15 protein-coding genes are annotated in these 11,811 nt (G+C 60.0%); 3 read left to right on the forward strand and 12 right to left on the reverse strand.

What is annotated here, in order from left to right:
* Window positions 1–35: 35 nt before the first annotated feature.
* The 9 genes from IEQ42_RS06160 to ubiE all read right to left on the reverse strand — a co-directional run bounded on the left by IEQ42_RS06160 (window position 36) and on the right by ubiE (window position 6,169).
* A complete protein-coding gene (locus tag IEQ42_RS06160) occupies window positions 36–743 on the reverse strand; it encodes a 16S rRNA (uracil(1498)-N(3))-methyltransferase (protein WP_210702909.1) in 708 nt (235 codons plus the stop codon).
* The gene (gene tatC / locus IEQ42_RS06165) at window positions 740–1,531 is read right to left on the reverse strand and encodes a twin-arginine translocase subunit TatC (protein WP_150604819.1); all 792 of its coding nucleotides are present in this window, start codon (window positions 1,529–1,531) and stop codon (window positions 740–742) included. Before tatC ends, IEQ42_RS06160 begins: the two co-directional genes overlap by 4 nt.
* Window positions 1,528–2,010, reverse strand: coding sequence for a Sec-independent protein translocase protein TatB (tatB, locus tag IEQ42_RS06170; protein WP_210702910.1), 483 nt, complete (start codon window positions 2,008–2,010; stop codon window positions 1,528–1,530). The genes tatC and tatB overlap by 4 nt, the downstream gene beginning before the upstream one ends.
* 10 nt (window positions 2,011–2,020) lie before the next feature.
* Window positions 2,021–2,302 carry a twin-arginine translocase TatA/TatE family subunit gene (locus tag IEQ42_RS06175; RefSeq protein WP_042557245.1) on the reverse strand — a complete coding sequence of 94 codons (282 nt, stop codon included), beginning with the start codon at window positions 2,300–2,302 and terminating at the stop codon, window positions 2,021–2,023.
* 25 nt (window positions 2,303–2,327) lie between these two features.
* Window positions 2,328–2,660, reverse strand: a complete 333-nt coding sequence (locus IEQ42_RS06180) for a phosphoribosyl-ATP diphosphatase (protein ID WP_003220849.1) — start codon at window positions 2,658–2,660, stop codon at window positions 2,328–2,330.
* Entirely contained in the window at window positions 2,653–3,054 is a 402-nt protein-coding gene (hisI, locus tag IEQ42_RS06185) for a phosphoribosyl-AMP cyclohydrolase (protein ID WP_007909357.1), read from the reverse strand. Before hisI ends, IEQ42_RS06180 begins: the two co-directional genes overlap by 8 nt.
* Window positions 3,055–3,174: 120 nt before the next feature.
* Entirely contained in the window at window positions 3,175–4,779 is a 1,605-nt protein-coding gene (ubiB, locus tag IEQ42_RS06190) for a ubiquinone biosynthesis regulatory protein kinase UbiB (protein WP_210702911.1), read from the reverse strand.
* The gene (locus IEQ42_RS06195; RefSeq protein WP_042557247.1) at window positions 4,776–5,399 is read right to left on the reverse strand and encodes a ubiquinone biosynthesis accessory factor UbiJ; all 624 of its coding nucleotides are present in this window, start codon (window positions 5,397–5,399) and stop codon (window positions 4,776–4,778) included. Before IEQ42_RS06195 ends, ubiB begins: the two co-directional genes overlap by 4 nt.
* A complete protein-coding gene (gene ubiE / locus IEQ42_RS06200) occupies window positions 5,399–6,169 on the reverse strand; it encodes a bifunctional demethylmenaquinone methyltransferase/2-methoxy-6-polyprenyl-1,4-benzoquinol methylase UbiE (RefSeq protein ID WP_008080626.1) in 771 nt (256 codons plus the stop codon). Before ubiE ends, IEQ42_RS06195 begins: the two co-directional genes overlap by 1 nt.
* Before the next feature lie 166 nt (window positions 6,170–6,335).
* Here ubiE and IEQ42_RS06205 point away from each other — a divergent pair, with 166 nt between their 5' ends.
* From IEQ42_RS06205 to IEQ42_RS06215, 3 genes are all read left to right on the forward strand, one after another.
* Window positions 6,336–6,611, forward strand: a complete 276-nt coding sequence (locus IEQ42_RS06205) for a polyhydroxyalkanoic acid system family protein (protein ID WP_042557248.1) — start codon at window positions 6,336–6,338, stop codon at window positions 6,609–6,611.
* A gap of 249 nt (window positions 6,612–6,860) precedes the next feature.
* Window positions 6,861–7,283 (forward strand): phasin family protein, encoded by a 423-nt coding sequence (locus IEQ42_RS06210; protein WP_047299389.1) that lies wholly within the window; start codon window positions 6,861–6,863, stop codon window positions 7,281–7,283.
* Window positions 7,284–7,293: 10 nt separating this feature from the next.
* The gene (locus IEQ42_RS06215; protein WP_210702912.1) at window positions 7,294–8,199 is read left to right on the forward strand and encodes a phasin family protein; all 906 of its coding nucleotides are present in this window, start codon (window positions 7,294–7,296) and stop codon (window positions 8,197–8,199) included.
* A gap of 257 nt (window positions 8,200–8,456) precedes the next feature.
* Here the strand turns inward: IEQ42_RS06215 and IEQ42_RS06220 are convergent, their stop codons facing one another.
* The 3 genes from IEQ42_RS06220 to phaZ form a co-directional block, all read right to left on the reverse strand.
* The gene (locus IEQ42_RS06220) at window positions 8,457–9,077 is read right to left on the reverse strand and encodes a TetR/AcrR family transcriptional regulator (RefSeq protein ID WP_042557251.1); all 621 of its coding nucleotides are present in this window, start codon (window positions 9,075–9,077) and stop codon (window positions 8,457–8,459) included.
* A gap of 30 nt (window positions 9,078–9,107) precedes the next feature.
* Window positions 9,108–10,790 carry a class II poly(R)-hydroxyalkanoic acid synthase gene (gene phaC, locus IEQ42_RS06225; protein ID WP_210702913.1) on the reverse strand — a complete coding sequence of 561 codons (1,683 nt, stop codon included), beginning with the start codon at window positions 10,788–10,790 and terminating at the stop codon, window positions 9,108–9,110.
* A 138-nt stretch (window positions 10,791–10,928) separates the two neighbouring features.
* Window positions 10,929–11,783, reverse strand: a complete 855-nt coding sequence (gene phaZ, locus IEQ42_RS06230; RefSeq protein WP_042557253.1) for a poly(3-hydroxyalkanoate) depolymerase — start codon at window positions 11,781–11,783, stop codon at window positions 10,929–10,931.
* Window positions 11,784–11,811: the final 28 nt, after the last annotated feature.

The following is an 11,811-nucleotide window of genomic DNA, read 5'->3' on the forward strand; positions in this document are numbered from 1 at the left end:
CCTGCGGCAGCTCCTACAGGGGATCGGTGTTGCGCTTAGAAGAGGCGGGCGAGGAGGGCGGTCACGGCGGTTTCGACGCGCAGGATACGATCGCCGAGTTGCACCGGTTGCAGGCCGGACTTGGCCAGCAGGTCGATTTCGTAGGGGATCCAGCCACCTTCCGGGCCAATGGCCAGGGTCACCGGTACGCTCAGGGCGCGAGGGCATGGCGGATAGTTGCCGGGATGGCCAACCAGGCCGAGTGTACCTGCGGTGATCATCGGCAGTCGATCTTCGACAAAAGGCTTGAAGCGCTTCTCGATGACGATCTCTGGCAGCACCGTGTCGCGCGCCTGCTCGAGGCCCAGGATCAATTGCTCGCGAATCGCTGCAGGTTCAAGAAACGGCGTCTGCCAGAAGCTTTTCTCGACGCGGTAGCTGTTGACCAGAATCACCTTCGACACGCCCATGGTCGCCACGGTCTGAAACACGCGTCGCAACATCTTCGGGCGCGGCAGGGCCAGCACCAACGTCAGTGGCAACTTGGCCGGCGGCGGCTGATCGAGGCTGACGCGCAGTTCCGCTTCACCCGCCTCCAGCCGCAACAGCTCAGCCGAACCCATCAGCCCATTGATGCGCCCGACGCGCAGGCTGTCACCGACTTCCGAACGATGGACTTCCTGCATATGCGTCAGGCGACGATCGCGCAGCACCACACGGTCGGCCGCAATGAAGTCGGCCTCCTCGAGCAACAACAGGTTCATGCCTGGGTCGCTGGCGGCTGGTCGTTGTGATCGTCGGCCGGGGTTTCGTCCGGGCGTTCGCGTTTGCTGATCAGGCCACCGAACAGGATGCCGATCTCAAACAGCATCCACATCGGCACGGCCAGCAGGGTCTGCGAGAAGATGTCCGGCGGCGTCAGGATCATGCCGACCACGAAGCAGCCGATAATCACATACGGGCGGATCTTCCTGAGGTAGGCGACGTCGACCACGCCGATCCACACCAGCAGCACCACGGCCACGGGGATTTCGAACGCCACGCCGAAGGCGAAGAACAGCGTCATGACGAAATCGAGGTAGCTGGCGATGTCGGTCATCATTTCCACGCCGGCCGGGGTGGCTGCAGCGAAGAACTTGAAGATCAGCGGGAACACGAAGTAATAGGCGAATGCCATGCCGGTGTAGAACAGCATGATGCTCGACACCAGAAGCGGCACCGCGATGCGCTTTTCATGCTTGTACAGGCCCGGCGCAATAAAGCCCCAGATCTGATGCAGGATCACCGGGATCGCCAGGAACAGCGAGACCATCATCGTCAGCTTCAGTGGCGTCAGGAACGGCGACGACACGTCGGTGGCGATCATCGTCGCGCCGACCGGCAGGTACTGGCGCAGCGGCGTCGAGACGAACGTGTAGATCTGCTGGGTGAAGGCGAACAGCCCGGCGAAGATGATGAAGATCGCCGCCACACAACGCAGCAGGCGGGTGCGCAACTCGGTGAGGTGCGATACCAGCGGCATGTGCTGGTCGTTTTCGGGGAGATCGCTCATGGGGCTCGCGGCGGCAGAGTGGGGTCGTGAGGCGCAGGTGTGATCGGCGCGGCGGTTGGAGATACATGTTCAACCGAAGTTTCCGCAGTAGCGGGCACGGTATCTTTCGGCGCTACAGCGGTGGCAGTTGCCGGTGCCGGTGCCGGAGCGGGTACAGGTGCAGCGGGCGCGGTTGGCGCATGAATCGTCTGCTGTCCGACATGTTCAACTTCAACCGGCGTCGGCTCTTGCTGAGCCGGATTGAAGATTTTCCGTGCTTCCTGCTCCAGCGACAGAATATGTTCGTTGTGCAGTTGCCGACGAATCTCGTCGGCACCGATTTCACGTTCAACTTCCTGTTTGATCGCGTTGAAGCTGCGCTTCAGCCGGCCGACCCACAGGCCCGCGGTGCGCGCAGCACCCGGCAGGCGTTCGGGGCCCAGCACCAGCAAGGCGATGAGGCCGACGAGCAGCAGTTCAGAGAAGCTGATACCAAACATTAGTCAGTGCTCACACGTCTTTGCGGATCGGCTCTTCGACTTTCTGCGCCTGCACATCGATGGTGTGCGGCGGGTTGGCCTGAGCGGTGGCTTGCGGCTGCACCGGTGGTACCGGTTGCGCAGGCGTCACGGTCGGATCGACGTTTGGCTTCTCGTCGTCGTTCATGGCTTTGCGAAAGCCCTTGATCGACTCGCCGACGTCGGTGCCGAGGTTTTTCAGTTTCTTGGTGCCGAAGACCAGCACCACGACAACCAGAATGACGATCCAGTGTTTCCAGTCAAAAATGCCCATGTTGCTGTTCCTCTCTAAAAATTGTTCAGGCGGACGGACGCGAGGCTTTCTCGACGTGTCCGGACAGGCCGAAGCGGCGATCCAGTTCATCCAGTACAGCCTGCGGATGCTGCCCCAGTTGGGCGAGCATGACCATGCTGTGGAACCACAGGTCAGCCGTCTCGTAGATCACATCACTGCAGTCGCCGCTGATGGCAGCGTCCTTGGCGGCAATAATGGTTTCGACCGACTCTTCGCCGACTTTCTCCAGAATCTTGTTCAGACCCTTGTGATACAGGCTGGCCACATACGAGCTGTCGGCGGCTGCGCCTTTGCGCTCTTCGAGTACCTGAGCGAGGCGCGTCAGAGTGTCACTCATGTTTGTGTCCTGCGGAATAGATAGCGTGCGGGTCTTTGAGCACCGGGTCGACCGTTTTCCAGTCGCCGTTTTCGAAGACGCGGTAAAAGCAGCTTTGACGGCCGGTATGGCAAGCGATATCGCCGATCTGTTCGACCATCAGGATGATCACGTCGGCGTCACAGTCCAGACGCATTTCATGCAAGGTCTGTACGTGGCCGGACTCTTCGCCCTTGCGCCACAGCTTGCCACGGGAACGTGACCAGTAGATTGCACGGTTTTCCGCGGCGGTCAGCTCGAGCGCTTCGCGGTTCATCCATGCCATCATCAGCACGCGTCCGGTCTTGTGATCCTGGGCAATCGCCGGCACCAGGCCATCAGCGTCCCATTTGATCTCGTCCAGCCAGTTTTTCATCTTCAATTCCCGAAACGCAGGTAAAAGCTTTGAGCTTCAAGCTGCAAGTAAAAGCAGATTGCGGTGTTTCAGTATCGTCAGGCTTGCAGCTCGCAGCTTATAACTTGCAGCTGATTCGTGCTATCGGCGAACGACCAGATACAAACCGACAGCCACCATGATGCCCGCTGGCCAATGCGCCAATTCGAGCATCGGGCCGCCGGCGGCGAGAATCGCACCGCCCGCCAGATGGGCACAACCGAGCAGTCGCAGGAACCAGTCGTCCTTGCGTTTGTGCCACGGCGGCGGTGGGTCGTAGGCGTGTGGCTGGGACATGCGCTCGAGCAGATCGCGGGCCATGTTTGCCAGGTGCGGCAGTTGTTCGAACTGGCTGTGCACGTTGCTGAGCAAGGTTTTCGGGCTGACGCGCTCGCGCATCCAGCGCTCAAGGAACGGCTGCGCGGTGTTCCACAGATCCAGATCGGGATAGAGCTGACGGCCGAGGCCTTCGATGTTCAGCAAGGTCTTTTGCAGCAAAACCAACTGCGGCTGCACTTCCATGTTGAAGCGCCGCGCCGTCTGGAAAAGGCGCATCAGCACCTGGCCGAATGAAATATCTTTTAACGGTTTTTCGAAGATCGGTTCGCACACGGTACGGATCGCCGCTTCGAATTCGTTGAGCTTGGTTTCTGCCGGCACCCAGCCCGAATCGATGTGCAACTGCGCCACGCGGCGGTAGTCGCGCTTGAAGAACGCGAACAGGTTGCGTGCCAGATAATCCTGGTCTTCCGGGGTCAGGCTGCCGACGATGCCGCAGTCGATCGCGATGTACTGCGGGCTCCACGGGTTAACGGTGCTGACGAAGATGTTGCCCGGGTGCATGTCGGCGTGGAAGAAACTGTCGCGGAACACCTGGGTGAAGAAGATCTCCACGCCGCGTTCGGCGAGCATTTTCATGTCGGTGCGCTGATCGGCGAGGGTCGCCAGATCGGTCACCTGAATGCCGTAGATGCGCTCCATCACCAGCACTTTCGGCCGGCACCAGTCCCAATAGACTTGCGGCACGTAGAGCAGCGGCGAACCTTCGAAGTTGCGCTTCAACTGGCTGGCGTTGGCGGCCTCGCGCAGCAGGTCGAGTTCGTCGTAGATGGTTTTTTCGTAGTCCTGCACCACGTCCACCGGGTGCAACAGACGCGCGTCGGCTGACAGTTTTTCAGCCGCGCGGGCGAGGATGAACAGCCATGCGAGATCTTGCGCGATGATTGGCTTCAGACCCGGGCGGATCACCTTGACCACCACTTCTTCGCCGGTTTTCAGCTGCGCGGCATGCACCTGTGCCACCGAAGCCGAAGCCAGCGGCTGGACGTCGAAACGGCTGAACACTTCGCTGATTTTCTTGCCGAGCTGCTCTTCGATCAGCTTGATCGACAGCTGCGAGTCGAACGGCGGCACGCGATCCTGTAGAAGCATCAGCTCATCGGCGATGTCTTCGGGCAAGAGGTCGCGGCGGGTCGAGAGAATCTGCCCGAACTTGATGAAAATCGGCCCCAGATCCTGCAGCGCCAGACGCAATCGCGCGCCTCGGTTCAGCTCCAGCGTCTTGCGCGGGAACCAGCGCCACGGCAGCACATAACGCAGCGCCAGGAGAAACCAGGGCAGCGGCAGATCGAACAGCAGGTCATCGAGGCGGTAGCGGATCACGACGGACTGGATGCGCAGCAGACGGCGGACGGCGAGCAGCTTCATGCGTTATCGCTTGGGTCGAGGGATCGGGAAAGGCGCTCGAAACGCGCCTCGAGACGTTCCAGATCAAGTTTGATCCGGTCCAGTTCGCTGAACCGCGCTTCGGCTTCGCGCTGCCCGACGAGGGTGCGCGATTCTTCGGCGAGGTATTCGGCGAGGTTCTGGTTGAGGCTGGCAAATCCTTGTTGATACCAGCGCGCGCGGCTGCGCAGATGACCGCCAACCAGTTGCGTGGCAACCGGCCCGAGCCAGCGCGAGAGTTCGTACTCCCAGTCCAGCTCAAGATCCTGCAACACGCCGGCCAGCTCCAGCAGCACGCCGCTGTCGCCATCGAGCTCGACTTCCGGGGCATGCAGCACCGCGGTCTTGTCTTTGCTCAGGGCCAGCTTCAGCAGGCTGGACGCCGGCGCACGCAGGGTGCAATCGACGCCGGTTTCCCAGTGCGAGGCCAGCATCAGGCCTTCGTCGCTGGGCAGAATGAACAGCTGCAGCGCCGGACTGCGGCAATCGACGGCAATCACCTTGCCGGTCAAATGCGCCAGCCGCGGCAGCGCCGTGCTGTCGAGACGCAGCACCCGGTTCAGGCCGAGTTCAACGCTGGCGAGCAGCCCGGTGAGCAGCATCAGGGCTTGATGCCGCGGTGCAGGGCGACGATGCCTGCGGTCATGTTGTGATAGGTCACACGGTCGAAACCGGCATCGACCATCATCGACTTCAGGGTTTCCTGATTCGGGTGCATACGGATCGATTCGGCCAGGTAACGATAGCTTTCCGAGTCGTTGGTGATCAGCTTGCCCATCAGCGGCATGAAGGCGAACGAGTAAGCGTCGTAGGCTTTGGACATCAGCGCGTTGGTCGGCTTGGAGAATTCCAGCACCAGCAGACGACCGCCGGGCTTGAGCACGCGCAGCATCGAACGCAGGGCGTCTTCCTTGTGCGTCACGTTGCGCAGGCCGAAAGCGATCGTGACGCAGTCGAAATGATTGTCCGGGAAAGGCAGTTTTTCTGCGTCGGCCTGGACGAATTCGACGTTGCCCGCCACACCCAGATCCAGCAGGCGGTCACGGCCGACCTTGAGCATGGATTCGTTGATGTCGGCCAATACCACCTGGCCGGTCGGGCCAACGAGGTGCGAAAACTTTTTGGTCAGGTCACCGGTGCCGCCGGCGATGTCGAGCACGCGATTACCGCTGCGCACGCCCGACAGCTCAATCGCGAAACGCTTCCACAACCGGTGCATGCCGCCCGACAGAAGGTCGTTCATCAAGTCGTACTTGGCGGCTACGGAGTGGAACACCTCAGCGACTTTTTCCGCTTTCTGGCTTTCCGGAACGTTTTTGAAGCCGAAGTGAGTGGTGGGTTCGGCATCGCTGCCTTTGCGCTGATCAGTCATATCGCTGTCACCAAAAGAGAATGCGCGACATTCTAATCCCCAGGGCATGCTTTGTCTTGGAATGGCTAAAGGTAAGATGAGCAACCTTCGGGACGATTTGCCGCAGACGCGGTCAAGATTTACCGACAAGCATTCATAGCTGTATTCAAAAAGAAGGAGCCACCCAATGGCCAAAATCAGTGTTGAGCGTGCCCACAGCCTGGGCAAGGAAGCCGCCCGCGAGAAGGCCGACAAGCTGGCCAAAAAGCTTAATGAACAATACGGCCTGGAGCCGCAATGGTCGGGCGACGTATTGAATCTCAAGCGCTCGGGTGTCAAAGGCGCGGTGCATGTTGGCGATGACTCGATCCGCGTCGACGTGGAACTGGGCCTGATGATGTCGGCCATGAGCGGCATGATCAAAGCCGAGATTGAGAAAGCCCTCGATAAAGCGCTGGTCTGATCGCGATTTTTCGATAAACCGAGATCCCCTGTGGGAGCGAGCCTGCTCGCGAAAGCGGTGTGTCAGTCGACTCAACCAAAGACTGATACGCCGTATTCGCGAGCAGGCTCGCTCCCACAATTGTTTTGGGGTGCCCCTGCTGTTTATGTCAGTTGTTAGGGTGCCGTTTCTAATTTTTCTCCTTACTTTGTGCCTGAGCCCGACACTTTCGCGGGCAGTTCCTCAAACCTTCTGCGCGTGAGGTGCACCATGGCCAAAGTAATTTTGAAGAAAAAAATCGACGCTTCGACTTCTGCTCTGAGCGACGTCAAATCCTATGCCCGCAAGATCTGGCTGGCAGGCCTGGGTGCCTACGCCAAGGTTGGCCAAGAGGGCGGCGAGTACTTTCAAGAGTTGATCAAGGCTGGCCAAACTGTTGAAAAGAAAGGCAAAAAGGTCGTCACCGAAAAACTCGAAGCGGCCAATGCCGAAATCGACGAAGCCCGGGATGAAGTCAGTTCTTTCAAGGGTCGCGTCGAAGTTCAGCTCGACAAGGTCGAGAAGGCATTCGACACCCGTGTAGCAAGCGCCTTGAATCGTATCGGCATTCCGTCTAAACATGACGTTGAGACACTCTCTGCTAAGCTCGATGAGCTGACGGCATTGCTCGAACGCGTCGCGCGTAAATCTTAAGGAGAACGGGATGGCTGGTAAAAAGAACACCGATAAAGAAGGCAGCTCGTGGATTGGGAAAGTCGAAGACTACTCCCGCAAAATCTGGCTGGCTGGTTTAGGCGTGTACTCGAAGATCGACACTGACGGCAGCAAGCTCTTCGATACATTGGTCAAAGACGGCGAGAAAGCCGAGAAGCTCACCAAGTCTGTAGTCGGCAAAAAAGTCGATGCCGCCAAGGATTCTGCTTCTTCTGCCAAGTCGCGCATCAGCGGCGTGAAAGATCGCGCGCTGGGTAAGTGGGACGAGCTCGAAGGGGCTTTCGACAAGCGCCTGAACAGCGCGATTTCGCGCTTGGGCGTACCGAGCCGCAATGAGGTCAAGGCCCTGCACAGCAAGGTTGAAACCTTGACCAAGCAGATCGAAAAACTCACCGGCGAGAAGGCGCGCCCTGTGGCGGCGAAAACCGCTGCGGCAAAACCGGCAACTAAAACTGCAGCGGCCAAGCCAGCAGCCAAAACCGCGGCCAAGCCATTGGCTAAAGCGGCTGCCAAACCGGCGGCGAAAGCCAAGGCTGCGGTTAAATCCGTAGCGAAAACGGCGGCCGCCAAACCTGCCGCAAAAGCCGCGGCCAAACCGGTTGCTGCTGCCAAGACCGCTGCCAAGTCGGTTGCCAAACCTGCAGCAAAAGCAGCCGCCAAGCCAGCCGCGAAAACCGCTGCCGCCAAGCCCGCAGCCAAACCGGCTGCAGCGAAGAAGCCGGCAGTGAAAAAACCGGCCGCGCCGAAAGCCGCTGCGCCAAAACCGGCCGCTCCAGCAGCCAAGCCTGCGACCCCGGCAACCCCGGCCAGCGCGTCGAACTCCGCCGCTGCACCGACCCCGGCTGCAACCCCGACTGCTGCATCGACCCCGTCGACGCCAACCAGTCAGTCCTGATTTTTCAGGGCAAAAAAAAACGCCCGGCCTGTGAAGGTCGGGCGTTTTTGTTTGTGCGTTTTTAAAGCTGACCCTCACCCCAGCCCTCTCCCGGAGGGAGAGGGGGCCGACCGAGGTGTCTTTCGCTATACATCGACCTGAAAGACCTTATCGATTACGGATTCGGAAACGCACTATCAGGTCGGCGTAAATCTCAAGCATTACCCGATCAGTCCCCTCTCCCTCCGGGAGAGGGCTAGGGTGAGGGGCTTTTGATGTCAGTCATGATCTTCCAGATACTGCAAAGCCATCCGCTCCGTCGCCACCTTCACCGGCGGCAGCAAATGCGGCGCCACCAGCATCATGATCTGGTACACGACCAAGCGAACCTCGCCTTCGCGATCCAGAATCCGCTGATAATCCAGCGAAAACAGCAACGTCATGGTGATCTGTTCCACCAGTTGCCCCAGCGCCTGGGTATCACTGACCAACTGCCCCGAAGCCTTCAACCGCGCCAGCAACGACGCCAGCGTGCGCTTCAACGCATTGAGCAGATGACGAATGCCCTTCGCCAGTTTCGGCAATCGCCCCGCCAGGTTCGACAGGTCCTGAAACAGGAACCGGTACTGCGCCAGCCGCTCGACGATCAAATGCAAAAACAGCCAGTAATCCTCCGGCGCCAGTTCGACGTCCGGCGGTGGATCCAGCAGCGGTGCCAGTTCATTCTGGAAGCGATCGAACAGCCCGAGTATCAGCGGTTCCTTGCCGTGAAAGTGGTAGTAGAGGTTGCCGGGGCTGATCCCCATTTCGTTGGCAACTTCCATGGTGGAAACGTTCGGCTCGCCCTTTTCGTTGAACAATTGCAGAGCACATTCGAGAATCCGGTCGCGGGTTTTCATCCAGTCTTCTTAGAAAAGTTCGATTAAGCGTCAGCGCACACGCACGTAAGTACCGGGTGCTGCCTCCATCGGTGGGTAGTTCGGGTTGCCGAGGGTCATCTGGGTTTCGTGCTGGGCGCCCGAGCGCTGCTGAATCCATTCCAGCCACTTCGGCCACCAACTGCCGTCGACGTGTTTGGCGTCGTAGTACCAGGCGCGTGGATCACTGCTCATTTTGCCGTTCTCGACATACGCGGCTTTCGGGTTGCTGGGCGGGTTGAGAATGCTCTGCACATGGCCGCTGTTGGACAGCACGAAACGCCGGTCGCCACCCAGTAACAGGGTCGAGCGATACACCGCATCCCATGGCGTGATGTGGTCGTTCATGCCGGCGACGCTGAAGCTGTCGACCGTGACTTTCTGCAGGTCAATCGGCGTGCCGCACACTTCCAGCCCGCCCGGGTGGGTCAGCGGGTTGTGTTTGAAGAAATCCAGCAGGTCGCCGTGCAAGGCTGCCGGCAGACGTGTGTTGTCGTTGTTCCAGTAGAGAATGTCGAAGGCTGGCGGCTCCTTGCCCAACAGGTAATTGTTGACGAAGTAACTCCAGATCAAATCGTTCGGGCGCATCCAGGCGAACACCTTGGCCATGTCGCGACCATCCAGCACGCCTTTTTGATAGGAGCGACGCTTGGCGGCTTCGAGGGTCTGCTCATCGGCAAACAGCGTGGCCGGGGTTTCGATCTGACTGTCGAGCTGGCTGACCAGGTAGGTGGCGCTGGAGATGCGGCGCAATTGCCGCTTGGCCTGCAAATGACCTTGCAGTGCGGCGATGGTCAGGCCGCCGGCGCAGGCGCCCATCAGGTTGACCTCGCGGGCGCCGGTGATCGCCCGGCACACGTTCATCGCTTCTTCCACGGCCTCGACATACGTCGACAAGCCCCACTCGCGGTGGCGCACATCCGGGTTGCGCCAGCTGATCATGAAAGTCTGCAGGCCGTTCTTCAGGGCGTACTGCACGAAGCTGTTCTGCGGGCTGAGGTCGAAAATGTAGTATTTGTTGATTTGCGGCGGCACCACCAGCAGCGGCTTGGCGTACTGTTTTTCGCTCATCGGCTTGTACTGGATAAGCTCGAGCATCTCGTTGCGAAACACCACCGAGCCGGGTGTGGTGGCAACCGTTTTACCGACTTCGAAAGCCTGACGGGTCACCTGCCGTGGCAGGCCATCGTTGTGCAGCAGATCGTCGAACAAATGACTGAGGCCGCGCACCAGACTGTTGCCGCCGGAGTTGAACAGCTCCTTGATCGCCAGCGGGTTGAGCAGGGTGTTGGAGGGCGCCACGGCGTCGTTGAGCAGGGTGAAGGCGAAGTGGGCGCGGGCGCGGTCCTCCGGGTTCATGTTGCTGTCGTCGATCCAGCTCTTGACCTGCTTCTGCCAGGCCAGATACGCCTGCAGACTGCGTCGATAAAACGGATTGAGGCTCCACGCCGGATCGGCAAAACGGCTGTCCTGCGGATTGGTGGGGTGCAGGGTCTCGCCTAGCAGCACGCGACCGAGTTGACCACCCAGTTTCAGGGCGTGCCTGGCGCTGTGGACCGGGTTGCGCAGACCATGGGCGGCGACGCTGCGCAGCGTCGAGATCAGATCCCGACCGCGCAAACCGGTGATCGCACTTTGTGCGTTGATGAACACGGCCGGACTTGGCACTACGCCCGTCGCTGGTTTGTCGCGCATGACTCAACACTCCTTCGTCTTCAGGCCAAAAACAAACTCACCGAACCAGAACACCATAGACGCTGTTATGGATTGCTGCCTGCGCGGCGTCCTGCTGCGCACTCTGTGTAAAGCCCTGCATAAAGCCTGCCGCAGCGATCAGCCTCCCAACGGTGACGGGTGCGGGTGCATCACCGCTCGCTGACGTTCCTCCTGGAGGAATTTCATGATGATCGGTGCCACAGCTTCGGCACGGGTAATCAGGAACAGATGGCCGTCATCGATGATGTGCAACTGGGCGTTGGGAATTCGCCAGGCGAGCATGCGCATATTGACCAACGGGATCAGTGGATCGTCGTCGCCGGCCAGCACCAGCGTCGGTTGATTGATCTTGTGCAGCCAGTGAATGCTGGTCCAGCCAAGGCCGGCGAACAGTTGCCAGTAGTAACCGAGCTTGCCCGCCGAACGCACTTTCGCGGCATGGCTGGCAGCCAGCGTCGGGTCGCGGCGAAACGAGCCGCCGTAGATCATCGGCGCGATGCGGATCACATGCGACGGCTGGATGTAGCGCCTGGGGCTGGCCATCATCCACAGCACCTTCGGTTTGCCCGGCACCATCACGGCACCGGCAGCGGTCGCCGCGAGCACCAGTTTCTTGCAGCGCTCGGGGTAGTCGTAGGCGAATTGCTGCGCGAGCGCGCCGCCCCACGACACGCCGATCACATTGACCTGACCGTAGTCGAGGTAATCGAGCATCCGCGACGTCAGTTTGGCCAGGCCAGGAAAACGGTATGGCCGATTGGGCGTCGAGGAGCCGCCGACACCGGGCACGTCGAAGGCGATCACTTCCAGATCCGGGTCCAGCGCCGCGACAAAAGGAAACACCAGCTCCAGGTTGGCGCCAATGCCGTTGAAAATCAGCAAGGGCGTCAAGTGAGGCTTGCCGGGGCGTACCGCCGTGCGGAGGGTCTGGCCATCCAGCTCGACGGTACGGAATATGAACGGTTGCGGCATGCGTCAGGCCCTTCGGGTTAGAGTGGAG

It is taken from the genome of Pseudomonas iridis (assembly GCF_017980685.1).
GTDB lineage: Bacteria > Pseudomonadota > Gammaproteobacteria > Pseudomonadales > Pseudomonadaceae > Aquipseudomonas > Aquipseudomonas iridis.

Coding starts and splice junctions, on each gene's coding strand:
- IEQ42_RS06160 (WP_210702909.1), bottom strand. CDS start 743: ATGAACCTGTTGTTGCTCGAGGAGGCCGACTTCATTGCGGCCGACCGT.
- IEQ42_RS06215 (WP_210702912.1), top strand. CDS start 7,294: ATGGCTGGTAAAAAGAACACCGATAAAGAAGGCAGCTCGTGGATTGGG.
- IEQ42_RS06180 (WP_003220849.1), bottom strand. CDS start 2,660: ATGAGTGACACTCTGACGCGCCTCGCTCAGGTACTCGAAGAGCGCAAA.
- IEQ42_RS06195 (WP_042557247.1), bottom strand. CDS start 5,399: ATGCTGCTCACCGGGCTGCTCGCCAGCGTTGAACTCGGCCTGAACCGG.
- tatC (WP_150604819.1), bottom strand. CDS start 1,531: ATGAGCGATCTCCCCGAAAACGACCAGCACATGCCGCTGGTATCGCAC.
- IEQ42_RS06210 (WP_047299389.1), top strand. CDS start 6,861: ATGGCCAAAGTAATTTTGAAGAAAAAAATCGACGCTTCGACTTCTGCT.
- IEQ42_RS06175 (WP_042557245.1), bottom strand. CDS start 2,302: ATGGGCATTTTTGACTGGAAACACTGGATCGTCATTCTGGTTGTCGTG.
- hisI (WP_007909357.1), bottom strand. CDS start 3,054: ATGAAAAACTGGCTGGACGAGATCAAATGGGACGCTGATGGCCTGGTG.
- phaC (WP_210702913.1), bottom strand. CDS start 10,790: ATGCGCGACAAACCAGCGACGGGCGTAGTGCCAAGTCCGGCCGTGTTC.
- IEQ42_RS06220 (WP_042557251.1), bottom strand. CDS start 9,077: ATGAAAACCCGCGACCGGATTCTCGAATGTGCTCTGCAATTGTTCAAC.
- ubiE (WP_008080626.1), bottom strand. CDS start 6,169: ATGACTGATCAGCGCAAAGGCAGCGATGCCGAACCCACCACTCACTTC.
- tatB (WP_210702910.1), bottom strand. CDS start 2,010: ATGTTTGGTATCAGCTTCTCTGAACTGCTGCTCGTCGGCCTCATCGCC.
- ubiB (WP_210702911.1), bottom strand. CDS start 4,779: ATGAAGCTGCTCGCCGTCCGCCGTCTGCTGCGCATCCAGTCCGTCGTG.
- IEQ42_RS06205 (WP_042557248.1), top strand. CDS start 6,336: ATGGCCAAAATCAGTGTTGAGCGTGCCCACAGCCTGGGCAAGGAAGCC.
- phaZ (WP_042557253.1), bottom strand. CDS start 11,783: ATGCCGCAACCGTTCATATTCCGTACCGTCGAGCTGGATGGCCAGACC.